The 24,855-nt window shown below is 73.0% G+C and carries 20 protein-coding genes and 1 pseudogene; 6 read left to right on the top strand and 15 right to left on the bottom strand.

What is annotated here, in order from left to right; genetic code table 11:
- Positions 1–191 precede the first annotated feature (191 nt).
- Complete coding sequence (locus ACFQLX_RS20225) at positions 192–749, bottom strand: SMI1/KNR4 family protein (protein ID WP_386417164.1); 558 nt, start codon at positions 747–749, stop codon at positions 192–194.
- A gap of 96 nt (positions 750–845) precedes the next feature.
- On the opposite strand from ACFQLX_RS20225, the pseudogene ACFQLX_RS20230 reads away from it, so the two are divergent.
- Positions 846–2,165 (top strand): annotated as a pseudogene (locus ACFQLX_RS20230) (IS256 family transposase).
- Positions 2,166–2,246: 81 nt separating this feature from the next.
- Here ACFQLX_RS20230 and ACFQLX_RS20235 read toward each other — a convergent pair.
- The 6 genes from ACFQLX_RS20235 to hrcA form a co-directional block, all read right to left on the bottom strand.
- Complete coding sequence (locus ACFQLX_RS20235) at positions 2,247–3,341, bottom strand: PfkB family carbohydrate kinase (protein ID WP_386417165.1); 1,095 nt, start codon at positions 3,339–3,341, stop codon at positions 2,247–2,249.
- A gap of 124 nt (positions 3,342–3,465) precedes the next feature.
- Positions 3,466–4,374, bottom strand: coding sequence for a ribonuclease Z (locus ACFQLX_RS20240; RefSeq protein ID WP_386417167.1), 909 nt, complete (start codon positions 4,372–4,374; stop codon positions 3,466–3,468).
- A 6-nt stretch (positions 4,375–4,380) separates the two neighbouring features.
- Entirely contained in the window at positions 4,381–4,740 is a 360-nt protein-coding gene (locus ACFQLX_RS20245) for a histidine triad nucleotide-binding protein (protein WP_386417231.1), read from the bottom strand.
- A gap of 77 nt (positions 4,741–4,817) precedes the next feature.
- Complete coding sequence (locus tag ACFQLX_RS20250) at positions 4,818–5,561, bottom strand: 16S rRNA (uracil(1498)-N(3))-methyltransferase (protein ID WP_386417169.1); 744 nt, start codon at positions 5,559–5,561, stop codon at positions 4,818–4,820.
- 148 nt (positions 5,562–5,709) lie between these two features.
- On the bottom strand, positions 5,710–6,837 hold the full coding sequence (gene dnaJ, locus ACFQLX_RS20255) for a molecular chaperone DnaJ (protein ID WP_386417171.1): 1,128 nt from the start codon (positions 6,835–6,837) through the stop codon (positions 5,710–5,712).
- Positions 6,838–7,863 (bottom strand): heat-inducible transcriptional repressor HrcA, encoded by a 1,026-nt coding sequence (gene hrcA, locus ACFQLX_RS20260; protein ID WP_386417173.1) that lies wholly within the window; start codon positions 7,861–7,863, stop codon positions 6,838–6,840.
- Between the two features lie 154 nt (positions 7,864–8,017).
- Here hrcA and ACFQLX_RS20265 point away from each other — a divergent pair, with 154 nt between their 5' ends.
- Both ACFQLX_RS20265 and ACFQLX_RS20270 read left to right on the top strand, forming a co-directional pair.
- Positions 8,018–8,719, top strand: coding sequence for an MBL fold metallo-hydrolase (locus tag ACFQLX_RS20265; protein ID WP_386417175.1), 702 nt, complete (start codon positions 8,018–8,020; stop codon positions 8,717–8,719).
- 9 nt (positions 8,720–8,728) lie between these two features.
- A complete protein-coding gene (locus tag ACFQLX_RS20270; protein WP_386417177.1) occupies positions 8,729–9,553 on the top strand; it encodes a DUF3097 domain-containing protein in 825 nt (274 codons plus the stop codon).
- A gap of 232 nt (positions 9,554–9,785) precedes the next feature.
- Here ACFQLX_RS20270 and hemW read toward each other — a convergent pair whose 3' ends face one another.
- Both hemW and rpsT read right to left on the bottom strand, forming a co-directional pair.
- Positions 9,786–10,997, bottom strand: coding sequence for a radical SAM family heme chaperone HemW (gene hemW, locus ACFQLX_RS20275; protein WP_386417178.1), 1,212 nt, complete (start codon positions 10,995–10,997; stop codon positions 9,786–9,788).
- 281 nt (positions 10,998–11,278) lie between these two features.
- Positions 11,279–11,545 (bottom strand): 30S ribosomal protein S20, encoded by a 267-nt coding sequence (gene rpsT / locus ACFQLX_RS20280; protein WP_386417180.1) that lies wholly within the window; start codon positions 11,543–11,545, stop codon positions 11,279–11,281.
- A gap of 198 nt (positions 11,546–11,743) precedes the next feature.
- On the opposite strand from rpsT, the gene lepA reads away from it, so the two are divergent.
- The 3 genes from lepA to ACFQLX_RS20295 all read left to right on the top strand — a co-directional run bounded on the left by lepA (position 11,744) and on the right by ACFQLX_RS20295 (position 17,877).
- On the top strand, positions 11,744–13,609 hold the full coding sequence (gene lepA, locus ACFQLX_RS20285; protein WP_386417181.1) for a translation elongation factor 4: 1,866 nt from the start codon (positions 11,744–11,746) through the stop codon (positions 13,607–13,609).
- Positions 13,610–13,899: 290 nt separating this feature from the next.
- On the top strand, positions 13,900–15,786 hold the full coding sequence (locus ACFQLX_RS20290) for an AMP-dependent synthetase/ligase (protein ID WP_386417182.1): 1,887 nt from the start codon (positions 13,900–13,902) through the stop codon (positions 15,784–15,786).
- Between the two features lie 150 nt (positions 15,787–15,936).
- Positions 15,937–17,877, top strand: a complete 1,941-nt coding sequence (locus tag ACFQLX_RS20295; protein ID WP_386417183.1) for a SpoIIE family protein phosphatase — start codon at positions 15,937–15,939, stop codon at positions 17,875–17,877.
- A gap of 14 nt (positions 17,878–17,891) precedes the next feature.
- Here the strand turns inward: ACFQLX_RS20295 and holA are convergent, their stop codons facing one another.
- From holA to ACFQLX_RS20325, 6 genes are all read right to left on the bottom strand, one after another.
- On the bottom strand, positions 17,892–18,881 hold the full coding sequence (gene holA, locus ACFQLX_RS20300) for a DNA polymerase III subunit delta (RefSeq protein WP_386417185.1): 990 nt from the start codon (positions 18,879–18,881) through the stop codon (positions 17,892–17,894).
- Positions 18,882–18,973: 92 nt separating this feature from the next.
- A complete protein-coding gene (locus ACFQLX_RS20305; protein WP_386417187.1) occupies positions 18,974–19,225 on the bottom strand; it encodes a hypothetical protein in 252 nt (83 codons plus the stop codon).
- Positions 19,226–19,259: 34 nt separating this feature from the next.
- The gene (locus ACFQLX_RS20310; protein WP_386417189.1) at positions 19,260–21,857 is read right to left on the bottom strand and encodes a ComEC/Rec2 family competence protein; all 2,598 of its coding nucleotides are present in this window, start codon (positions 21,855–21,857) and stop codon (positions 19,260–19,262) included.
- Positions 21,858–21,925: 68 nt separating this feature from the next.
- Positions 21,926–22,633 (bottom strand): ComEA family DNA-binding protein, encoded by a 708-nt coding sequence (locus ACFQLX_RS20315; protein ID WP_386417191.1) that lies wholly within the window; start codon positions 22,631–22,633, stop codon positions 21,926–21,928.
- A 451-nt stretch (positions 22,634–23,084) separates the two neighbouring features.
- On the bottom strand, positions 23,085–23,939 hold the full coding sequence (locus tag ACFQLX_RS20320; protein ID WP_386417193.1) for a DegV family protein: 855 nt from the start codon (positions 23,937–23,939) through the stop codon (positions 23,085–23,087).
- 99 nt (positions 23,940–24,038) lie between these two features.
- The gene (locus ACFQLX_RS20325) at positions 24,039–24,752 is read right to left on the bottom strand and encodes a hypothetical protein (protein ID WP_386417194.1); all 714 of its coding nucleotides are present in this window, start codon (positions 24,750–24,752) and stop codon (positions 24,039–24,041) included.
- Positions 24,753–24,855 lie beyond the last annotated feature (103 nt).

Genomic DNA, 24,855 nt, shown 5'->3' on the forward strand with positions numbered 1-24,855 from the left:
CACCCCGCCCCATGACGACCCCAACGAGCCCGCCCCACATAGGACACGGTCTAAGGGCAACCGACCGAGCCAATCGCCGTCCCACCACCGCCGAAGAATCAAGGTCACATCTGCCCCAAATTGGCACGCTCCGAATCGGGAAGTCAGAACGAACAAATCATTCATGATGGGAGACAATTGAACCAATTATTCTATTCCAATCTTGCACGTACCTCCATGTCTACTTCCTCCCACTTTTGAACATCTACATCTAGGAGGCCACCATCCTTAACAAAGAAGACGCCACGGCGATAGCATTCCAGGAATGAGATTGCCATTTCCTGCACGCTAGAATAACTGATCTGCGGGAAACTCTCGCTAATCACAACCGCGACCCTAGGCGGCGTGTCACTCGCATCCCATACCGCCGCATACATATCTCCGCTAGCATTCCCCAGGAGCGGGAACCAGGATTCACCGAGGATCGGGTCCCCATCCCCATAAATTCTCCGCATTTCCAGTGCCTGTTCGACAGAGAGGGGTTCGAACGCTGGGATGAGATAAACATCATCTTGGCGTTGCCCTGGCTCAAACCTAGCACCATTGCAACTCTCGAACCATGCAACCACATCATCCGGAACAGTCACTCCGATAGCTGCTTCCAGTTGAATTTTAGCGATCCCCGGATTTCGAAATCGGACAATCGGGCGTCCTATTTCTACAACCTGTCGCCAAAGTAGTTCAATTGATTGTCTGGTGTCCAATTTCACCACTCAATCCTCACCAAGAATGGGTCTGTTCTGAAGTTTGTGTGTGCCCGGTATGACTGGATGGCATCGGGGTGACCGGTGTCGGGAAGGATCATGATGGGTGACAGGCAGGAAACAGGCAAGCGTTCGAGCATCGTACGTACGGGGGCTGAGTTGACGCAGCGGCAGGCGCAGGATCAGGAGATCGCGCGGCAGTTGGTTGAGCGGGCCCGTGAGGAGGGCGTGAACCTGGTCGGGGAGAACAGCCTGTTCAAGGGGTTGTTGAAGATGGTGCTGGAGGGTGCTCTGGAGGCGGAGATGTCGGAGCACCTCGGCTACGAGAAGGGTGATCCGGCCGGCCGGGGGGCGTCCAACGCGCGCAACGGCACGTCCACGAAGCGGGTGCGCACGGATATCGGCGAGGTGGAGATCGCGGTGCCACGCGATCGTGAGGGCGGTTTCGAGCCGTAGATCGTGCCCAAGCACCAGCGCAAGGTGGAGGGCTTCGACGAGGCCGTGCTCTCGTTGTATGCGAAGGGGCTGACCACGGGGGAGATCCAGGCCCCTCTCGCGGAGATCTACGACATGGACGTCTCACGCGGACTGATCTCACGGGCCACCGACAAGATCAAGGACGAGGTCGACGCATGGCGGTCCCGTCCGCTGGACAAGATCTACGCAGTCCTCATGATCGACGCGATCGTCCTGAAGATCCGTGACAGTGCGGTCTCCAACCGGCCCGTCTACATCGCGGTGGGGATCAACCTCGAAGGCGAACGCGACGTGCTGGGCATGTGGGTCGGCACCGGCGGCGAGGGCGCCAAGCAGTGGATGACCTGGCTCGCCGAACTCCGCAACCGCGGTGTCCAGGACGTCCTGATCTCCTGCTGCGACGGACTGAAGGGCCTGCCCGACTCCCTCACCGCGATCTGGCCCCGAACCGACGTCCACCTGTGCGTCGTGCACATGGTCAGGAACTCGCTGCGGTTCGCTTCACGCGCCCACTGGCAGGCCATCACCAAGGAACTCCGCCACATCTACACCGCCCCCACCCAGGACGCCGCCCGGGCCCGGTTCGAGGAGTTCGAGGAGAAACGGGGAGTGCAGTATCCGGCGATGACCGGACTGTGGCGCAAGAACTGGATGCACTTCGCCGAGTTCTTGAAGTTCCCACCCGGCGTCCGCAAGATCGTCTACACCACCAACAAGATCGAAGCGCTGAACGCCCGCTTCCGCCAGGCCAGCCGCCGACGCGGGCACTTCCCCAGCGAGGACGCCGCCCTGAAAGTCCTCTACCTGACCATCCGCCACCGCGAGCCCAACCGCCCCAACCCCACCGGACGCACCCACAACTGGAAAGCCGCGATCAACGTCCTCGCCGGCTACTACGGCGACCGCATCGACCTCGACGGATTCCACCTCAACACCGCCGAGTGACCCACCCAAGCTAAACCAGCACAACGTCAAAGAAGAGGCATACACAAAAACCGAGACACTCCCCAGCCCGGCGGCAGCCCGTTACGCGCTGCGCGGTGGGCGGAAGCCGATGGTGGGGGCTGCGCGGCGGAGGGGCCAGGGGCGGGTGGGGCAGGGGAGGAGGGGGTGGAGGAAGGCGTAGCGGGAGAGGGCCTGGGGGTCCTGGGTGGTGGGGGTGAGGGCGCTGACGCGCTCCCACCAGGAGGCGATCTCGATCCAGCCGGGGGCGGACTGGGAGCCGCCGAACTCCTGCACCGAGAGCGCCGCCGTCAGGCCCGCGAAGGCGAGGCGGTCGGCGAGCGGCCAGCCGGCGAGCGTGCCCGTGACGAAGCCGGCGACGAAGACGTCCCCCGCGCCCGTCGGGTCCAGCTCCTCGACGGAGATCGCCGGGACCTCGGCCGTCTCGCCGGTGGCGGCGTCCACCGCGTACGCCCCCGCGGAGCCCATCGTGACCACCGCCAGCGGCACCCGCTCGGCCAGGGCGTGGGCGGCGGCGCGCGCGGAGCTCGTCCCCGTGTAGCGCATCGCCTCCCCGGCGTTGGGCAGGAAGGCGTGGCAGTGGGCGAGGTCGGGCAGTGCCGCCAGGTCCCAGCGGCCGGTCTCGTCCCAGCCGGTGTCGGCGAAGACGAGGCTGCCGTCGGCCGCCGACTGCGCCACCCAGGGCTCGCCCCGGCCGGCGGTGAGGGACGCTATGGCGGCGCGGGAGCGGGGCGGGCAGCGCGGCGGTGAGGGCGGCGGGGGTGCCTCGTGGCCGTGGGAGACCATGGTGCGCTCTCCCTCGTAGGCCATGGAGACCGTGACCGGGGAGTGCCAGCCGGGGATGGTGCGCGAGAGGCTGAGGTCGATGCCCTCGCCCAGCTCCAGGGCCTCGCGGCAGTAGTCGCCGTACATGTCGTCGCCGAAGGCGCCCGCGAGGTGCGTGCGCAGGCCCAGGCGCGCCATGGCGGCGGCCATGTTGGCGACGCCGCCGGGGCTCATGCCCATGCCGCGGGCCCAGGACTCGGTGCCGCGCACGGGGGCGGTGTCCAGGCCGGTGAAGATGATGTCGAGGAAGACCATGCCCGTGAGGTAGACGTCGATCTCCGGGTCCTCCGGGCGGCGGAGGGGGGCGAGGGGATCGATGTGGGTCCGGCCCATGGGGGCTCACCTCCGTACGGCACATGCGGGGATGGCGCCCAGTCTGCCCGAGGGGTCCGACAGCGCGGCGCGACGCTCCGTGACCGGCCCGGCGCGATCACCCCGCGCGGCCGGCCCCCCGCCCTCAGCCCCGGCGCCCCGGCACCGGGACCGTCGCCAGGTCCTCCGCCACCGTCAGCCCGCCGGTGTAGCCCGCCGCGCGGGCCTCCGCGGCGAAGCACGCGGGGTCCGGATAGCGCTGCGAGAAGTGCGTGAGCACCAGGTGCCGCGCGCCCGCCTTCGCCGCGATCTCCCCCGCCTGCCCGGCCGTCAGGTGGCCGACCTCCGCCGCGAGGGCGGCGTCGCGGGCGAGGAAGGTCGACTCCAGTACGAGCAGGTCGGCCCCCGCCGCCAGTTCGTGGACGGCCTCGCACATGCCGGTGTCCATGACGAACGCGAAGACCTGCCCGGGCCGCGGCTCGCTGACCTCCTCCAGCCGGACCCCGCCCAGGGAGCCCTCGCGCTGGAGGCGCGAGACGTCCGGGCCGGCGATCCCCGCGGCCCGCAGCCGCTCGGGGAGCATCCGGCGCCCGTCGGGCTCCACGAGCCGGTAGCCGAAGGTGTCGACGGGGTGCGCCAGGCGCCGCGCGCTCAGCGTGAACGACGGCGTGGCGGCGACCGTCCCGTCGGCGGCGACCGGCTCCTCGCGCAGCCGCACCCGCTCGCGGTACGCGGTGGCGTACCGCAGCCGGTCGAAGTACGCCTGCCCGCTCGCCGGGTAGTGCGCGGCGATCGGGTGCGGGACGCCGTCGAGGTTGATGCGCTGGATGATGCCGGCCAGTCCCAGGGAGTGGTCGCCGTGGAAGTGCGTGACGCAGATGCGCGTCAGGTCGTACGCCGCCACGGAGGCGTGCAGCAGCTGGCGCTGGGTGCCCTCGCCGGGGTCGAAGAGGATGCCCTCGCGGTCCCAGCGCAGGAAGTAGCCGTTGTGGTTGCGGGTCCGGGTGGGCACCTGGCTGGCGCTGCCCAGAACCGTGAACTCCCGTGCCGCCACGGCCCGTTACCCGGGGGGCCAGGTGAAGCCGCGCCCGCCCAGGACGTGGGCGTGCGCGTGGAAGACGGTCTGCCCGGCGCCGGCGCCGGTGTTGAGGACGATCCGGTAGCCGCTCTCCGCGACGCCCTCGGCGGCGGCGACCTCCCCGGCCTCGCGCAGCACGTCGGCCATGACCTGCGGCGCGGCGGCGGCCAGCGCGGCGGCGTCGGGGTAGTGGGCCTTGGGGATCACCAGTACGTGGGTGGGGGCCTGCGGGTTGATGTCGCGGAAGGCGAGCGTGGTCTCGCTCTCGCGCACCACGTCCGCGGGAATCCTCCCGGCGGCCATCTTGCAGAACAGGCAGTCGCCCTGCGCCTCACCGGCCATGTGCGCGGCCCTCCTCGCGTAGTCGGACATGGATCGGATGGATCAGTGCGCCGATGCTACCGGCCCCCGGCAACCGCTCAGCCCCAGCGCCCCGAGCGGCCCAGCAGCAGGGCGGCCGCCGCCGTGCCGGCCGTGGAGGTGCGCAGGACGGTGGGGCCCAGGCGGTAGGGCTTGGCGCCCGCTTCCCCGAAGAGCGCCAACTCCTCGGGGGAGACGCCCCCTTCCGGACCGACGACCAGCACCACCGAGCCCGCGGCGGGCAGTCGGGCCGCCGCCAGGGGCAGGGAGCCCTCCTCGTGCAGGACGGCCGCGAAGTCCGCCGCGCGGAGCAGCTCGGCGACCTGCTTCGTCGTACGGGCCTCCGCGACCTCGGGGAAGCGCAGCCGGCGGGACTGCTTGCCCGCCTCGCGGGCCGTCGCGCGCCACTTGTGCAGCGCCTTGGCGCCCCGCTCGCCCTTCCACTGCGTGACGCAGCGCGCCGCCTGCCAGGGGACGACCCCGTCGACGCCGGTCTCCGTCATCGTCTCCACCGCCAGCTCGCCCCGGTCGCCCTTGGGGAGGGCCTGGACGACCGTGATACGCGGGGCCGGCTCCGGCTCGGCGAGAACCTCCGCGACCCGTACGACGAGGCGGTCGCGGCCCTCGAGAGCGTCGACCCGCGCGCGCACGCCGAGGCCGGCGCCGTCGGTGAGCACGACCTCCTCGCCCACCCGCAGGCGCTTGACGGAGACCGCGTGGCGGCCCTCGGGGCCGTCCAGCACCAGCGTGGCGCCGGGCGCCGCCGCGGCGAGGTCGGGGGACACGAAGACGGGCGCCGTCACGGCGTCACCTCCAGGGCGGGCCGCAGGGGCGCCCGCGGCTCGTCACCGGTATCGGGGGACATCCGCACCAGTATCCGCCGGGCCCCTCCCCCGCGCGGGGCGGGAGGAGGGGCCCGGCGGCACCCCCGGTCCGGACGGAGAAGCGGCCCTACCGGCCGTTGAACGCGTCCTTCAGCCGGGAGAACAGCCCCTGCTGGCCCGGCTGGAACTGCCCCAGCGGCCGCTCCTCGTCGCGCAGGGCGGCGAGCTGGCGCATCAGCCGCTCCTGCTCGGCATCGAGCTTCGTCGGCGTGGTGACCTCCACGTGCACGATGAGGTCACCGCGACCGCCGCCGCGCAGATGCGTGACACCGCGCTGGTGCAGCGGGATCGACTGGCCGGACTGGGTGCCGGGCCGGATGTCGACCTCCTCCAGTCCGTCCAGCGTCTCCAGCGAGACCTTGGTGCCCAGCGCCGCCGCCGTCATCGGGATCGTCACCGTGCAGTGCAGGTCGTCGCCGCGCCGCTGGAAGGTGGAGTGCGGCAGCTCGTGGATCTCCACGTAGAGATCGCCCGCCGGGCCGCCGCCGGGGCCGACCTCGCCCTCGCCGGCGAGCTGGATACGGGTGCCGTTGTCCACACCCGCCGGGATCTTCACCGTGAGGTTGCGGCGCGAGCGCACCCGGCCGTCGCCGGCGCACTCGGGGCAGGGGGTGGGCACGACCGTGCCGAAGCCCTGGCACTGCGGGCAGGGGCGGGAGGTCATGACCTGCCCCAGGAAGGACCGCGTGACCTGCGAGACCTCACCGCGCCCGCGGCACATGTCGCAGGTCTGCGCCGTGGTGCCGGGGGCCGCGCCCTCGCCGCTGCAGGTGGTGCAGACGATCGCCGTGTCGACCTGGAGGTCCTTGGTCGCGCCGAAGGCGGCCTCGTCCAGCTCGATGTCCAGGCGGATCATGGCGTCCTGGCCCCGGCGGGTCCGCGAGCGCGGGCCGCGCTGCGAGGCCGTACCGAAGAAGGCGTCCATGATGTCGGAGAAGTTGCCGAAGCCCTGGCCGCCGCCGAAGCCGCCGCCGCTCATCGACAGCGGGTCCCCGCCCAGGTCGTAGACCTGCTTCTTCTCCGGATCGGAGAGGACCTCGTAGGCGGCGTTGATCTCCTTGAACCGCTCCTGGGTCTTCGGATCCGGATTCACGTCCGGGTGCAGCTCGCGCGCGAGCCGCCGGAACGCCTTCTTGATCTCCTCCTGGGAGGCGTCGCGCCGCACCCCGAGGATCCCGTAGTAGTCCGTCGCCACTTACGACTCCGCCAGGATCTGTCCGACGTAACGTGCCACAGCGCGTACTGCTCCCATCGTTCCCGGGTAATCCATGCGGGTCGGTCCGACCACGCCGAGTTTGGCCAGTGCCTCGTTTTCGAGACCCCCGGCACCGTAGCCGACGGAGACGACCGATGCGGAGGTGAGTCCCTGATGTGCGTTCTCGTGCCCGATTCGCACCATCATGGTGGAGTCCTTGGCCTCGCCGAGCAGCCGCAGCAGCACGACCTGCTCCTCCAGCGCCTCCAGCACGGGCCCGATGCTCAGCGGGAAGTCGTGGTCGAAGCGGGTCAGATTGGCCGTACCGCCTATGATCAGCCGCTCCTCGGTCTCCTCGACCAGCGTCTCCATCAGCGTCGACAGCACCGCCGAGACCGTCGGGCGGTCGTCCGCGCCGAAGGAGTCCGGCAGGTCCTGCACCAGCTGCGGTACGTCCGCGAACCGGCGGCCCACGACCCGGCTGTTGAGCCGGGCGCGCAGATCGGCGAGCGAGGTGTCGGGGAAGGGCGGCTGGCAGTCGACCAGGCGCTGCTCCACCCGCCCCGTGTCCGTGATCACCACGAGCATCAGCCGGGCCGGGGAGAGCGCGAGCAGCTCGACGTGGCGCACGGTGGAGCGGGTCAGCGAGGGGTACTGCACGACCGCGACCTGCCGGGTGAGCTGCGCCAGGAGGCGCACCGTGCGGGCCACGACGTCGTCGAGGTCGACGGCGCCGTCGAGGAAGTGGTGGATGGCGCGCCGCTCGGGCGCGGAGAGCGGCTTGACGTCGGCGAGCTGGTCGACGAAGAGGCGGTAGCCCTTGTCGGTGGGGATGCGCCCGGCGCTGGTGTGCGGCTGGGCGATGTACCCCTCGTCCTCCAGCACGGCCATGTCGTTGCGGACGGTGGCCGGGGAGACGCCGAGGCTGTGCCGCTCGGTGAGCGCCTTGGAGCCCACGGGCTCCTCCGTGCCGACGTAGTCCTGGACGATGGCACGCAGCACCTCGAGTCTGCGCTCACTGAGCATGCCGTCCACCTCCGGCCTCGGTCCGTAGTCTCACCCCTGGCACTCTGCATCTGCGAGTGCCAGCTTTTCCCAGGCCAGTGTACGGGGACGCCCCGCGACCGGAGCAAGCCCGAGGCCACGGGCTGTGGACAACGTACGCACGAGGGAGGACCGCATGGCGGCGCGGGACTGGGAAGCACTGGCCCCTGGAGTGCTGCGGCGCAGGCTGCCGGGCTGGGACGCGACGGTGGGCGTGGTGGCCGGCGCCACGAAAGTGCTGCTGATCGACTCCGGCTCCACCCTGCCGGAGGGCGCGCGGATCGCCGCGCAGGTACGGGCACTCCTCGGCCGCCCTGTGACGGATCTCGCCCTCACCCACGCCCACTTCGACCACGTCCTGGGCACGGCGTCCTTCCCCGGCGCCCGCCTGCACGGCCCCGCCGGCATCGGGGCGGCGCTCACCGAGGGCCGCGAGGAGCTGCGGGAGGACGCGATCCGCCAGGGTGTGCCGCACCGGGCGGCGGCAAAGGCCGCGGCGGCCCTGCGGGCCCCCGACCACCTGGTGGCGGACGTGCACACGCTGGACCTGGGCGACCGGGAGGTACGACTGGTGAACCTGGGGGCGGCGCACTCGGCGCAGGACCTGGCGGTGGTGGTGCCGGGGCATCCCGCGCTCGTCTTCTGCGGCGACCTCGTGGAGGAGTCCGGCCCCCCGCAGGCGGGCCCCGACGCACACCCCGCCCACTGGCCGGCCGCCCTGGACCGCCTGCTGGACCTGGGCGGCGAGGACGCGCGGTACGTCCCCGGCCACGGCGCGGTCGTGGACGCGGCGTTCGTACGGCGTCAACGCACCGAGCTGGCCCACCGGTTCGGATAACCTCCTCGAATGCGTTACGGCCACGTCGACCTGACACCCCCGTGGAAGAAGTCCCACCCGGCCCCCGAGGTCCCCGCCGAACCCGGGCTGGTGGCGGAGGAGGTCGCGACGGGCTTCTGCGGCGCGGTGATCCGTACCGAGAAGACCGCCGAGGGCCCCACGGTCACCCTGGAGGACCGCTTCGGCAGGCACCGGGTCTTCCCCCTGGCCCCCCGCGCCTTCATGATCGACGGCCGTACGGTCACCCTGGTCCGCCCCGCGGCGGCCGCACCGCAGCGCCCCACCCGCACCGCCTCCGGCTCGCTGGCCGTACCGAACGCCCGCGCCCGCGTGGCCCGCGCGGGCCGTATCTACGTCGAGGGCCGCCACGACGCGGAGCTGGTGGAGAAGGTCTGGGGCGACGACCTGCGGATCGAGGGCGTGGTGGTGGAGTACCTCTCCGGCATCGACGACCTCCCCGCGATCGTCGCGGACTTCGCCCCCGACCAGGACGCCCGCCTGGGCATCCTGGTCGACCACCTGGTCCCCGGCTCCAAGGAGTCCCGTATCGCGGCCGAGGTGACCAGCGCCCACGCCCTGGTGGTGGGCCACCCGTACATCGACGTCTGGGAGGCGGTGAAACCGGCGTCCGTCGGCATCGCGGCCTGGCCCGCAATCCCCCGGGGCCAGGACTGGAAGACCGGAGTCTGCCGAGCCCTGAACTGGCCGGAGAACACAGGCGCCGCCTGGCAACGCATCCTGGCGACGGTAACCACGTACAAGGACCTGGAACCGGAACTACTGGGCAGAGTGGAAGAACTGATCGACTTCGTCACAAGCCCCCCACACACGTAGCAACCACAGCACGACAGGACCCCACCCGCCCGTGTGAGGGGCCCGGAGCGACGACTCCGAAAAGACGCACCGCAACGCAGGCCCCCGACAGAGCAGCAAATCGACCGATGGCAAGTCAATCCCTATGGCTTTTCGGAGTTGTCGCGGAGAGGCCCCGCCCCACAAGCACGAAGCCCCGCCCCACACGAAGAGGCCCCACCGACGCACCCCACGCGCCCCCGGAACCAACCCCTCAGTCCACCAGCTCCCGCACCACCGCATCCGCCAGCAACCGCCCCCGCAGGGTAAGCACCGCCCGCCCCGCATCGAACGCGGACGCCTCCAGCAGCCCCGCCTCCACGGCCCGCCCCGCCGCGGCCATCCCCGCCGGAGCAAGCAGCGACACCGGACACCCCGCCGCGAGCCGCAGCTCCAGCAGGATCCGCTCCACCCGCCGGTCCTCCCCCGCGAGCAGCTCCCGCCCGGCCCCCGGCGACCGCCCCCCAAAGAGCGCCTGCGCGTACGCGGCGGGATGCTTGACGTTCCACCACCGCACTCCCCCGACGTGGCTGTGCGCCCCCGGCCCGGCCCCCCACCAGTCGGCTCCGGTCCAGTACAGCTCGTTGTGCCGGCAGCGCGCGGCGTCCGACGTGGCCCAGTTCGACACCTCGTACCAGGAGAAGCCCGCCTGGGAGAGCATCTCCTCCGCGATCAGGTACCGGTCGGCGTGCTCGTCGTCGTCGGTGGGCGCCACCTCACCGCGCCGGATCCGCCGGGCCAGCTGCGTGCCCTCCTCGACGATCAGCGCGTAGGCGGAGACGTGGTCGGGCCCGGCCCCGATCGCCGCGTCCAGCGAGGCCCGCCAGTCGTCGTCGCTCTCGCCGGGGGTCCCGTAGATGAGATCCAGGTTCACGTGCTCGAACCCGGCGGCCCGCGCCTCGGCCACGCACGCCTCGGGCCGCCCCGGGGTGTGGGTGCGGTCCAGCACCTTCAGTACGTGCTGCCGTGCGCTCTGCATCCCGAAGGAGATCCGGTTGAAGCCGGCCGCCCGCAGCTCCGCCAGGTACGCCGGGTCCACGGACTCCGGATTGGCCTCGGTCGTCACCTCGGCGCTGTCCGCGAGCCCGAACTCCTCCCGGATCGCGGCGAGCATCCGCCCCAGGTCGGCGGCGGGCAGCAGGGTGGGCGTACCGCCGCCGACGAAGACGGTCTCGACAGCCCGGGGGTCGTCGCCGAGGACCTTGCGGGCGAGGCGGACCTCGTCCACCAGGTGCCCGGCGTAGTCGTCGCGCGAGGTGCCGCGCAGCTCGCCGGCGGTGTAGGTGTTGAAGTCGCAGTAGCCGCACCGGGTGGCGCAGTACGGGACGTGGACGTAGAACCCCAGAGGGGCGGAGCCGCCGAGCGCCTCGGAGGGCAGCGCGCCGTCTTCGGGCATGGGAAGACCGTCGGGGAGTGCGGAGGGCATACGCCCATTGTCCCAGGCCCCCGCGCGGTCCCCGCCCGTACGACCCCCGCCCCGTACGACCCCCGCCCCGTACGAAGCGGCCCGCCCCCGGACCACACGAAGCCCCGCCCCACCCGCCCGGTGAATCAGGCGTGGTGGGACGGGGCCCGGTGAAGCAAAGAGGTGCATCCCGCACCCGCGTGGCGAACGCAGATCGCGTGCGGGACGTGCTGCTGGGAGACGGAGCGGAGAGAGGGGCCGCTGCAACCCGCTTCCCGGCGGGTCAAGCCAGAGTGCGGGGGTCAGCCCTTGAGCGCGTCCACCTGCAGGGCCAGCGCCGACTTCTTGTTGGCGGCGGCGTTCTGGTGGATGACACCCTTGCTGACGGCCTTGTCGAGCTTGCGCGAAGCCTCGCGCTGGGCGACGACGGCGGCCTCGAGGTTACCGGCCTCGACGGCCTCGCGGGTCTTGCGGACGGCGGTACGGAGCGAGGACTTGACGGCCTTGTTGCGCAGGCGCGCCTTCTCGTTCGTCTTGTTCCGCTTGATCTGGGACTTGATGTTCGCCACGAATAAGCCTCTGCTGTTCGTTGATATCGACCTGTGCCCTGACTGCAGACACAGCACTCCAGGCTACCAGCACCCCCGCAGCCCTCCCAAACCGCACACTGGCGCCCGCGCATGGGACGATGGGCGCAGACCCGACCCAAGCCAGACCCCCGTAAAGCCAGACCCCCGTAAGCCCTCCAGAGATCCGACAGGACCAAGGTGCCCGCGACCCCAACCAACGTGCCGGAGCCCAGCCGCACCGATCCGGCGCTGATCCGCAACTTCTGCATCATCGCGCACATCGACCACGGCAAGTCGACACTCGCGGACCGGATGCTCCAGATCACCGGCGTCGTCGACCAGCGCCAGATGCGCGCCCAGTACCTCGACCGCATGGACATCGAGCGCGAGCGGGGCATCACGATCAAGTCCCAGGCGGTCCGGCTGCCCTGGGCGCCCACCGAGGGCGGCGACGCGAACACGACGCACATCCTCAACATGATCGACACCCCGGGCCACGTGGACTTCACCTACGAGGTCTCCCGCTCCCTGGCGGCCTGCGAGGGCTGCGTGCTGCTGGTGGACGCGGCGCAGGGCATCGAGGCGCAGACCCTCGCCAACCTCTACCTGGCGATGGAGAACGACCTCACGATCATCCCGGTGCTGAACAAGATCGACCTGCCGGCCGCCCAGCCGGAGAAGTTCGCCGCCGAGCTGGCCGGCCTGATCGGCTGCGACCCCTCGGAGGTCCTGCGGGTCTCGGCGAAGACCGGCGAGGGCGTGGAGGAGCTGCTCAACGAGGTCGTCAAGCACGTCCCGGCGCCGGTCGGCGTCAAGGACGCCCCGCCCCGGGCGATGATCTTCGACTCGGTCTACGACTCCTACCGCGGCGTCGTGACGTACGTGAAGGTCGTGGATGGCACGCTGAGCCGCCGCGAGAAGATCAGGATGATGTCGACCGGCGCCCAGCACGAGCTGCTGGAGATCGGCGTCAGTTCCCCCGAGATGACGCCCGCCGACGGCCTCTCGGTCGGCGAGGTGGGCTATCTGATCACCGGCGTGAAGGACGTCCGCCAGTCGAAGGTCGGCGACACCATCACCTCGTCCGCCAAGGGCGCCACCGAGGCGCTCGGCGGCTACAAGGACCCCAAGCCGATGGTGTTCTCGGGCCTGTACCCGCTGGACGGCTCGGACTATCCCGAGCTGCGCGAGGCGCTGGACAAGCTGCAGCTCAACGACGCCGCGCTGGTCTACGAGCCGGAGACCTCCGCCGCGCTGGGCTTCGGCTTCCGCGTGGGCTTCCTGGGGCTGCTGCACCTGGAGGTCGTGCGCGAGCGGCTGGAGCGCGAGTTCGGCCTCGACCTGATCGCGACCGCGCCGAACGTGGTCTACCGCGTGATCATGGAGGACGGCACCGAGCACACGGTGACCAACCCCTCCGAGTTCCCCACCGGCAAGATCGATGAGGTCTTCGAGCCGGTCGTACGGGCCACGATCCTCGCCCCGAGCGAGTTCATCGGCGCGATCATGGAGCTGTGCCAGACCCGGCGCGGCGCGCTGATGGGCATGGACTACCTCTCCGAGGACCGGGTGGAGATCCGCTACACCCTGCCCCTGGCCGAGGTCGTCTTCGACTTCTTCGACCAGCTGAAGTCCAAGACCCGCGGCTACGCCTCGCTGGACTACGAGCCCACCGGCGAGCAGAGCGGCGACCTGGTGAAGGTCGACATCCTGCTGCACGGCGACAAGGTGGACGCCTTCTCGGCGATCACCCACAAGGACAAGGCGTACGCCTACGGTGTGCGGCTGGTGGCGAAGCTGCGGGAGCTGATCCCGCGGCAGAACTTCGAGGTGCCGGTGCAGGCGGCGGTCGGCGCGCGGGTGATCGCCCGCGAGACGATCCGCGCGATCCGCAAGGACGTGCTCGCCAAGTGCTACGGCGGTGACATCTCGCGTAAGCGCAAGCTGCTGGAGAAGCAGAAGGAGGGCAAGAAGCGGATGAAGATGGTCGGGTCCGTGGAGGTCCCCCAGGAGGCGTTCATCGCGGTGCTCTCCTCGGACGACGGGGACAAGGGCAAGAAGTAGCGGGCCGTGGCGCCAGGGCGCCGCGGGGCAGCGAGGGGGTCCGGTCTTCCGGGCCCCCTCGCTTGTGCGAGGGGGCGGTCCGGTCGCTCGTACGGGCGGGGTCCGCGTCCGTACAACCGCCACGGCGTGCCGTTCGCGCCGCTTTGTCGTCTCACAGCCGGTACGCGGCGAAAATGAGGAGCTGATTCCTCTACCGCTCGCCACCGGTGGACTATTAACCTGCGGTTACTCGTGAGTTACCCCAGCGACGACGCTGTGCCCGCCCCCCTTGCCCGGAGGACGTTGTGACCGTGAACGACACCCAGAAGCTGCTCGAGAGCCGTCCTTCCTCGGTGGCCATCCTGTTCCAGGAGCGTGTGGCGGCGACCCCCGACCGCACCGCGTTCCGCTTCCCGGCGGCCGCCGCGGGGGGTGGCGAGGAGTGGCTGGAGCTGACCTGGGGCCAGGCCGCCCAGCGGGTGTTCCGTATCGCGGCCGGTCTGATCGACCTGGGTGTCCAGCCGGAGGAGCGTGTCGCGGTGGCCTCCGCCACCCGGGTCGAGTGGATCCTGGCCGACCTGGGCCTGCTGTGCGCGGGCGCGGCGAACACCACCGTCTACCCGACGACGAACGTCGAGGAGACCGCGTACATCCTCGCCGACTCCGGCAGCCGGGTGCTGATCGCCGAGGACGGTGTGCAGCTGGCCAAGGTGCGCGAGCGGCGCGCCGAGCTGCCGGAGCTGCGGCACGTCGTGGTCATCGCCGCCGAGGACGCCACCGCCGCCGAGGGCGACCCGGAGGACTTCGTGCTGTCCCTGGCGCAGCTGGAGGAGCGGGGCGCCGCCTACCTGGAGAAGAACCCGGAGGCGGTCACCGAGCGCATCGCCTCGCTGCGTCCCGGGCAGCTGGCCACCCTGATCTACACCTCCGGCACCACGGGCCGCCCCAAGGGCGTGCGCCTGGCGCACGACAGCTGGTCGTACATGGGGCTGGCGATCAGGTCGATCGACCTGCTGGAGCCGGAGGACGTGGAGTACCTCTGGCTGCCGCTGGCGCACGTCTTCGGCAAGGTGCTGGTGGCCGGGCACATCACGGTCGGCCATGTGATGGCGGTGGACGGCCGGGTCGACAAGATCGTGGAGAACCTGCCGACGATCCGCCCGACGAAGATGTGCGGCGTGCCGCGGATCTACGAGAAGGTCTACAACGGGGTCGCCAACAAGGCGCGGGCGGCGGGCGGCGCCAAGTACAGGATCTTCCAGTGGGCGGCGGAGGTCGCCCGCGAGTACGCCAAGGCCGGCCAGGCCAACTACGTCAAGACCGGCAACCGCACGGTGCCGCTGGGGCTGGGCCTCAAGCACGCCGTGGCCGACAAGCTGGTCTACGTCAAGCTGCGTGCGGCGTTCGGCGGCCGGATGAAGGGCTGCGTCTCCGGCTCGGCGGCGCTCTCCCCGGAGATCGGCTACTTCTTCGCCGGCGCGGGCATCCCGGTCCTGGAGGGCTACGGGCTCACGGAGACCTCCGCCGCCAGCTTCGTCAACCGCCACGAGTCGTACCGCACGGGCATGGTCGGCAAGCCGGTCCCCGGCTGCGAGGTGCGCATCGCCGAGGACGGCGAGATCCTGCTGCGCGGCCCGGGTGTCATGCAGGGCTACCACAACCTCCCCGAGCAGACGGCGGAGGTGCTGGAGTCCGACGGCTGGTTCCACACCGGCGACATCGGGGAGCTGTCCGCGGACGGCTACCTGCGCATCACGGACCGCAAGAAGGACCTGATCAAGACGTCCGGCGGCAAGTACATCGCCCCGAGCGAGGTCGAGGGCCGCTTCAAGGCGATCTGCCCGTACGTCGGCTCGATCGTCGTCATCGGCGCCAACCGCAACTTCTGCACCGCGCTGATCTCCCTGGACGAGCCGGCGCTGCTGGGCTGGGGCGCCGAGCAGGAGGGCCTGGCGGGCAAGGACTACTCCGAGCTGCTGGCCGCGGCCGAGACCCAGGCGATGCTGGCGGCCTACGTCAAGCAGCTCAACGAGGGGCTGCAGCGCTGGCAGACGGTCAAGCAGTTCCGCATCCTGCCGCGCGACCTGGACATCGAGCACGGTGAGCTGACGCCGAGCCTGAAGCTCAAGCGGCCGGTGGTGGAGCGGCAGTTCAAGGCGCTGATCGATGAGATGTACGAGGGCTCCGTGGCCAAGTAGGCGCCGGTGGGCGGTGGTGCCCCGGTGGGCGCGGACGGGGTCCCGTCCGCGCCCACCGGCGTTCCGTACGCGTTCGCCGCGCCGCCACCGAAAGCCGCCACTTCCGTAACTTGGCGCGTATAGCCGCCCCCGGTCTGCCACCCTGGCGGCGTGAGAGTGGGCTCGACACCGCTTCGAAGCGATCGCTGCGACCTCCGCGAGGCGACCACAGCGCTGCGCGGCGACGAGACGGCCGCGACGACGGCCCGCGCGTTCGTACGGGCCACCCTGTACGACTGGCGGGCGAGGGACGACGGCCACCGTCTCGGCGCCGAGGTGATCGACGACGCCCTGCTGCTGACCAGCGAGCTGGTGACCAACGCCGTGCTGCACGCGCGTACCGACGTCGAGATCCGGCTGCGGCTCGCCCCGGGCGCGGACTGCGGCCCGGGGCCGACGGAGGAGCACGGTCCGGCGCTGGTGGGCGAGGTGCGCGACGGGCAGGGCGCGTTAGGGGTGCCGGGGGCCGAGGGTCCGGCGGCCGTGGTGGAGGAGCGGTCGCGCCGGGGGATCGGGCTGCGGGTGGTCGCGGAGCTGGCGGACTCGTGGGGAGTGGTCTACCGGCGGTCGGGGAAGACGGTGTGGTTCCGGCTGGCGCTGACGGGGGCGCCGTGGGACGGGGGCGAGGCGGTCCAAGGCTCCTGGGAGCAGGGCGACGCGCCGCGGCTGGTGGCCCCCCGGCACGTCCCGCCCGTCCACCCGTCCTCCCACGCGTACGCGCAGGAGACCGCGGTGCAGGTGCGCCGGCAGCACGGCCACGCGGCGGCCGGCTACTCCTTCCTCGCCGAGACCTCCGACATCCTGACCGGCCAGTTCGACGAGGAGCTGGTCGCCTCGCTGGCGGCGCAGCTGCTGGTGCCGAGGTTCGCGGACTGGGCCGCGATCTGGCTGGAGGACCCGGGCGGCGCGGGGGCCTCCCCGGGGCGGCCGCGCCTCGCGCAGGTCTGGCATCTGCGGGAGGACCGGATCGACGGGGTGCGCGACTCCCTGGAGCGGTGGTCCCCAAAGCCGCCCCACGGTGAGCGGGCCGCCGTGGTGCACTGCGGGGACGGTCTTGCGGGGGTGCGCGAGGCGCTGGGCGGATCGGCGGTGGTGTGCCGGCTGGTCGCCGGCGGGCGACGGGTCGGCGCGGTGGCGCTGGGGCGTTCGGGGCCGGAGGGGCACGCTGCGCCGTCCGGTGAGGTCCCCGACGTGATCGAGGAGTTCGCGCGGCGGGTCGCGCACGCGCTGACCGCCGCGCGGCGCTACACCCGCCAGGAGACCATCAGCACGGTGCTCCAGCGCGCGCTGCTGCCCAGCGGGGTGCCCAAGCCCCCGGGCCTGGACGTGCACGTCGTCTACGAGCCGGCCGACCACGCCTGGGCCGGGGGCGACTTCTGGGACCTCTTCCCCATCGGCGACGGACGCTGGTGCTTCGCGCTGGGCGATGTCTGCGGCAACGGGCCCGAGGCGGCGGTGGTGACGGGCCTGGCCCGGCCGGTGCTGCGGCTGCTGGGGCGGGAGGGGTGCTCGGTGGCGGAGGTGCTGCGCCGGCTCAACCGGACGCTGGCGCAGGACGCGGTGGTGGCCGTCGGGGCGGCGGCCGCGGCGGTGAGCGGGCACCTTCCCTCGACGCCCTCGGCGCCCGACTCGGCGAAGTTCCTCTCGCTGCTCTACGGCGAGCTGCTGCCCTACGGCGAGGGGCGCGGCGGCGCGCACTGCACGCTGGCCTCGGCGGGGCATCCGCTGCCGCTCGTTTTGAGTCCGGACGGGAAGGTGCGGACGGTGGCCTCGCCGCAGGTGCTGCTCGGGGTGGTGGAGGACGCCCGCTACGGGGCGGAGTCATTCGACCTCGCCGCCGGGGACACCCTGCTCTGTGTGACCGACGGGGTGACCGAGCACCGGAGCGGGAAGCGGCTCTTCGACGACAACGACGGGCTGGCGGCGGCCCTCGCCGGCTGTACGGGGCTCACGGCGGCGGGTGTGGCCGCGCGGATCCGCCAGGCGGTGCACACCTTCGGGCCCACGCCGCCGGAGGACGATCTGGCGATGCTGGTGGTGCGGGCGGAGTAGGGGCGCCGGCCCGGTCAGCGCCCGCGCGCCGCCTGGGCGATCGTCACCACCGCACGCTCCAGCGCGTACGCCGGGTCGGCGCCGGCTCCCTTGACCGCGGCGTCCGCCTCCGCCACCGCGCGCAGGGCCCGCGAGACGCCGTCCGCGGACCAGTTGCGCATCTGCTGGCGGACCCGGTCGATCTTCCACGGCGGCATCCCCAGCTCGCGGGCGAGGTCGCCCGGCCGCATGGTCCGCGGCGCGGAGGCCAGCTTGCCGATGGAGCGGACGCCCTGGGCCAGCGCGCTGGTGATCAGCACCGGGGCCACGCCCGTGCCCAGCGCCCAGCGCAGCGCCTCCAGCGCCTCGGCCGGGCGGCCCTCCACCGCGCGGTCGGCGATCTCGAAGCTCGACGCCTCCGCGCGGCCCGTGTAGTAGCGCGCGACCACCCGCTCGTCGATCGCGCCCTCGACGTCCGCCGCGAGCTGCGCCGCCGCGGAGGCCAGCTCCCGCAGATCGCTGCCGAGGGCGTCGACGAGCGCCTCGCAGGCCGCGGGGGACGCCTGCCGGCCGGCGGCACGGAACTCCCCCCGTACGAAAGCGAGTCGGTCGGCCGGCTTGGTCAGCTTGGCGCAGGCCACCTCGCGGGCGCCGGACTTGCGCGCCGCGTCGAGCAGGCCCTTGCCCTTGGCGCCGCCCGCGTGCAGCAGCACCAGCGTGATCTCCTCGGCGGGCGCGGCCAGATACGCCTTCACGTCCTTGACCGTGTCCGCCGAGAGGTCCTGCGCCTGGCGCACCACGACGACCTTGCGCTCGGCGAAGAGCGAGGGGCTGGTCAACTCCGCCAGCGTGCCCGGCTGGAGGGCGTCGGGCAGCAGCTCCCGCACGTCCGTGTCGGGGTCGCCGGCGCGGGCCGCCGCCACCACCTCGGCCACCGCGCGGTCCAGGAGCAGCTCCTCCTGGCCCACGGCCACCGTGAGGGGGGCGAGGGGACTGCTGTCGTCTGCTGCTGTTTTCCTGGCCATCGCGGTCCAGCATGGCACGGCCCACCGACAGCGCGGCCGGGCGGCCCGCGACCGGGTGGGGCCGAGCGCCGCCGGCCGCCCGGCGGCCGGGGTCAGGGGGCCTCCAGCCACCCTTCGCGGTCGGCGGCCAACTCCGCCAGCCGGGCCGCCGGCAGCGCGCCGTCCGGGTCCTCGACCACGACGAGCCACTGGGCGTCCTCGGCGTCGTCCTCGCCGGCCAGGGCGTCCCGCACGAGCCGGGGCTCCGAGGGCGGCGCGAAGGTCTCGGCGATCTCCTCCGCCACCTCCTCGGCGGCGTCGCGGTCGGGCAGGACGAGGACATGGCGCTGCGTGGCTTCACTCACGGGCCGAGTGTCCCAGAGGCGGGTGGGCACGGCGCTACGGGCCACCGGAGACGACCGTGCGGGCGCCCGGCAGTACGGCCAGCGAGCCCTGGGTGTCGGTGCGCAGGACCCGCGCGCCGGATATCCGCAGGGCGTCGAGGGTGCGGGGGGAGGGGTGGCCGTACGGGTTGTCCCGGCCCGCGCTGACCAGGGCGACGCGGGGGGACAGTCCCGTGAGGAGGGCGGGGTGCTGGTAGGCGGAGCCGTGGTGGGGGACCTTCAGGACGTCGATCGGGGGGAGCGCGGGGTGGGCGGCCAGGAGCTCCTCCTGGGCCGGGGGCTCCAGGTCGCCGGGAAGGAGCAGGGTCAGGTCCGCCGTGCGCACGAGCAGGGTGACGCTGGCGTCGTTCGGGCCGTCGGCCCGGCCCGCCGCCGGCCACAGCACCTCCCACGACACCCCGCCCGAGCGGCGCCGCTCCCCTGCCTGCGCCCGGATCACCGGCACGCGCGCCCGGGCGGCCAGGCGGTGGACGAAGGCGGCCTGGCCCGGTGGTTCGTCCAGCGTGGTCGTCTGCACGGCGCCGACCGACCGGCCGCGCAGGACGCCGGGCAGCCCGTCCACGTGGTCGGCGTGGAAGTGCGTGAGCACCAGCAGCGGGATGCGGGTGACTCCGAGTCGGCGCAGGCAGTGGTCCACCGGGCGCGGCTCGGGCCCCGCGTCCACGACCAGCGCGGAGCCGCCGCCGAGCGACACCACCAGCGCGTCGCCCTGCCCCACCGCGCAGGCCGCCAGCCGCCAGCCGGACGGCGGCCAGCCGGTGAGGACGCGCGTCAGCGGCGGCGGCCGGGTGATCACGACGAGCAGCAGCAGCGCCACCAGGGCGCAGACCCGGCCGCGGCGCAGCAGCCTGCGCCCGGTGAGCAGCACGGCGAGGATCGCCAGCGCGAGGAGGAGCGCCCCCGGCCAGCTGCCCGGCCAGGGGAGTTGGGCGCCCGGCAGCGAGGCGCCGGTGCGGGCGACTCCGGCGATCCACTCCACCGGCCAGGACGCCAGCCGGGCGAGCCCCCGCGCCACGGGGAGCGCGAGGGGCGCGGTGGCGAGCGCGGCGAAGCCCAGCACGGTGGCGGGGGCGACGGCCGGTTCGGCGAGCAGGTTGCAGGGGACGGCGACCAGGCTGACGCGGGCGGCGAGCACCGCCACCACCGGTGCGCAGACCGCGTGCGCCGCCCCGGCCGCCGCGAGGCCCTCGGCCAGGCGCGGCGGCCAGCCCCGGGCCCGCAGCCCGGCGGCCCAGCGGGGCGCGAGGGTGAGCAGGGCGCCGGTGGCGAGCACGGAGAGCAGGAAGCCGTAGTCGCGGGCCAGCCAGGGGTCGAGGAGGACCAGGAGCAGCACGGCCCCGGCCAGCGCGGGCAGGAGCGAGCGGCGGCGCCCGGTGGCGATGGCGAGCAGGGTGATCAGCCCGCAGGCGGCGGCGCGCAGCACGCTGGGCTCGGGCCGGCAGACGACCACGAAGGCGAGCGTGAGACCGCCGGCGGCGAGCACGGTCGTCCGTATCGAGAGCCCCAACCGGCGTGCGAGGCCCCGCCGTTCGGCGCGGGCGGCCAGGTGCGGCGGTCCGATGAGCACGGCCAGCACAATGGTGAGATTGGCGCCGGACACGGCCAGCAGGTGGGTGAGGTCGGTGGTGTGGAAGGCGTCGCTCAGCTCGGCGGTGATCCGCGAGGTGTCCCCCACGACCAGCCCCGGCAGCAGGGCACGGGCATCCGCCCCCAGCGGATCGGCGGCCTCCCGCAGCCCGGCCCGCAGCTCCCCGGCGAAACGCTGCACCCCGCTCGGCCCCCGCACGACGTCGGGCGGCCCGCCCCCGCGCACCCGCAGCGCGGCAGCGAAGGCGTCGCCCCCGAAGGAGGGCGGCGCGGCGCGGGCCTCCACCCGGATACGCGTCGAGGGCAGCAAAGCCAGCCACGCCCCCTGCGCTGATCCGCCCGCCCCCTCCTCCGCATCCGGCCCCTCCTCCACCACCGATCCCGACTCGGATCCCGACTCGGATCCCGGCTCCGGCTCCGGCTCCGGCTCCGGCTCCGGCTCCGGCTCCGGCTCCGGCTCCGGCGTGACGATCACCAGCACAGGCGTGTGCGTCCGCGTCTCCCTCCCCGACTCCTCCGCCACCCGCACCGCCCGCCCCTCGACCACCACCCCCACCGGCGCCCGGGCAGCGCCCCGCACCCGCGGCCGGGTGGCGCGCGGATCGGCCGTGACCTCCACCTCGAACCGCCCCTCCCCGTACGACCGCGCAAGCCCCTGGACAGGCCCGCGCGTGACATCCGCGCCGTGCACCGCCGCGACACCGGCGGACGTCGCCGCGCAGAACACCGTCGCGGCAGCGGCGCCGAGCAACCGCCGCGCGGTCTCCCCGCCGCCCTCACCACCGGCCTCCCCACCGCCACCCTCCTCCCCGGCGGACCCGGCCCCCGTCCCCGCGCCCCACTCCAGCTGCCGCACCGCCACCAGCACCAGCCCCACGCCCACCAGCACCCCCACCGCACAGGCGGCCGGCGCCCAGCCGCCCGGCGCGCCGAGCGCCACCGCCGCCGCTGCCCAGGCGCCCACCGCGGGCGGCACCAGCCGCAGGTCCACAGGCCCTTCCGCCACAGGCCCTGCTGCCACCGCCCCTTCCGCCGCCCGCCGGCCCGCGGCCGTGTCCGGCCCGGAGCGCCGCCTCACAGCGTCACCAACCGCTTCAGCTCCGCGAACCGCTGCGGACCGATCCCGTTCACCTCGCGCAGCTGGTCCAGCGAGGTGAACGCCCCGTGCTGAGCGCGGTAGTCGACGATGTGCCCGGCCAGCACCGGACCGATGCCCGGCAGCCCGTCGAGCTGCTCGGCCGTCGCCGTGTTGAGGCTGAGAGGAGCGCCGGGCTGGGCTGCCTGATTCGGGATTCCGGGAGCCGCCCCGGGCGGCTGCGCGGCGCCGACCACGAGCTGCTCGCCGTCGGTGAGCAGCCGGGCGCGGTTCAGCGTCCCGGTGTCCGTGCCCGGACGCACCCCGCCCGCCGCCGTCAGCGCGTCCTCCACCCGGGCGCCGCGCGCCAGCCGCTGCAGGCCGGGGCGGCGGACCTTGCCGACCACGTCCACCACGATCTGCCCCGCGGCCTGTCCAGCGGCCCCGCTCTCCTCCCGTGCGGCGCCCGGGAGTTGCTGTGGGACGGCAGCGGCGGGCGGCCCGGCGACCGCCCGGCGCTCGGCCTGCGGCGGGGCCAGCGGCTGCGGGCGGCTCGTCCACAGATGGTGCACCGCGAACGCGGCGGCGGCCACGAGCACCACGGTGAGGGCCAGCACGGTCCGCAGCTCCATCCCGCAGCGCAGCCACAGCCAGAGCCGCAGCCGCCCGACCGGCGACGGCGCCCGTGCGTCAGCGCTCCCGCCCACGTCTTGCGGATCGACGCCTTGCGGATCGACGCCCCGCCGGTCTAAGTCCCGTCGAGGAACGCCCGGTTGACCGAGGTCCGGGCGATCGGCACCCGAGTGACCGGTGACTCCCGACCGACCTGCCCCCGGCAGCCTCGGCGTGAACAGCGCTCCCGCCCGCACCCGCACCGCCTGCGCCCGGACCTCCGCTGCCCGCGCCCGCCCCCCGCCCAGCCTCCGCCGCCCCGGCCGGCCGTCACCCGGCCCCCGCCCGCCGCCCGGCCCACGGCCGTCCCGCTCCCGCACCTCCGGCCCTCGCCCGGGCCCCGTCGTCGCGTTTCCTGTGCTCATGCCCCGAAGCTAGCCACGCCCCGGCCCTCCGCGCCGAGCAGCGGCAATAGCTGGGGATAACCCACCGGTTGTGGACAACTCCGCCACTCGTCAGAGTGACGTCACAGCGCCCGCCAGCACCTCACCGCGAGACGACGACCCCCAGCAGCCCCGGCCCCGTATGCGCCCCGATGACCGCCCCCACCTCGGAGACGTACAGCTCCCGCAGCCCCGCAACCCGCTTCCGCAGCCGCTCCGCCAGCGCCTCGGCCCGCTCGATCGACGCCAGATGGTGTACCGCCACGTCCACCGGCCCCTGCGCCTCACCGGCCGCCACCCGCGAGACGACCAGCTCCTCCAGCCGCGCGATCGCCTTCGAGGCGGTCCGCACCTTCTCCAGCAGCTGGATGCGACCGTCCTCCAGCGACAGCAGCGGCTTCACCGCCAGCGCCGAGCCCAGCAGCGCCTGCGCCGCGCCGATCCGGCCGCCCCGGCGCAGATAGTCCAGCGTGTCCACGTAGAAGAACGTCGAGGTCCCGGCAGCCCGGCGCCGCGCCGCCGCCACCACCTCGTCCAGCGGGCCGCCCGCCTCGGCGGTCTCGGCCGCCGCCAGCGCGCAGAAGCCCAGCGCCATCGCCACCATGCCGGTGTCCACCACCCGCACCGGGACCGGTGCCTCCCGCGCGGCGAGCAGCGCCGCCTCGTACGTACCGGAGAACTCCGCCGACAGGTGCAGCGAGACGATCCCCTCCGCCCCCGCGGCCGCCGCCTCCTCGTAGGTACGGGCGAAGAGCTCGGGCGCCGGGCGCGAGGTCGTCACCGGCCGGCGCCTGCGCAGCGCCTCCGCGACGGACACCGCCGAAATCTCCGTGCCCTCCTCCAGCGCGCGGTCGCCGAGGACGACGGTGAGGGGGACGGCGGTGATGCCGTGGCGCCTGATCGCCTCCTGCGGCAGATAGGCCGTGGAATCGGTGACAATGGCGACCTTGCGGGACATGCCCCAGACCCTACTGGGACCGGCGGCAGCCGTCACCGCAGGCCAGCTCGTACGCACCCGCCGGCGGGCGGGGGCCACCGGCCCACCGGCGGCCGGACCCTACGCCGGATCGGCCCGCCGCACCTTCTCGATCCTTCCCAGCAGCGTCTGGAACGCGTCCGGGGTCTCGCCCCGCCCCGCCTCGATCCCGCGCGCCCCGGCGCCCGCACCGCCGTCAACCGGCCGGGAGGCGCCCACGCCCGAGGCCGCCTCCGCCTCGCCGGCCGTCTGCGGCGTCCAGTGCCGCAGCGCCCCGGCCTCCACGTCGATCTCGGACCGCAGCGCCTCCAGCCCGTCGGCCTGCGCGTGCCGCGCCCGGTCCTGGGCCGCCCAGCGCAGGGAGTCCGCCGAGTGCCCGATGCGCTCCGCCCGCTGGCGGGCCTCCACCAGCCGCTCCGCGACACGCGCCTTGTCGGGCTCGCGCTCCAGCCGGCGCAGCTCCTCGTCGAGCAGACTGCCGTACTCGGACAGCCGGTCCAGCAGCTGCAGCGACTCCTGGACCCCGCTGTCGCCGGGGGCCGCCGCCCGCAGCGTCGTACGGGCCGAGTCAAGGGAGGTCCGCAGCCGCAGCCGGACGGCGGCGATCTCGCCCAGGGCGCCCGGCTGGGCGGCGCTGCGCACCTTCAGCGAAGCGTCCGTGACGGAGCGGCGGGTGTCGGCGACCGTCCGCTCCACACCGCGCTTGACCGCCTTGGTGGTCTTGACCACGGCGACCGCGCCGAGGACGACGAACACCACGAACAGCAGCGTCAGCAGCAAGAACGCGAGCTCCACGAGGTCCCCTTCCGACGGAAGCCTTACTCCTCCAGCCTAAACGGAAGGGGAAGGCCGAAGGTGCCCGAAGGACCCTCGGCCTTCCCCTGGGGGAAGTCCCCTA

It is taken from the genome of Streptomyces polyrhachis, from assembly GCF_042663125.1.
Lineage (GTDB): Bacteria > Actinomycetota > Actinomycetes > Streptomycetales > Streptomycetaceae > Streptomyces > Streptomyces polyrhachii.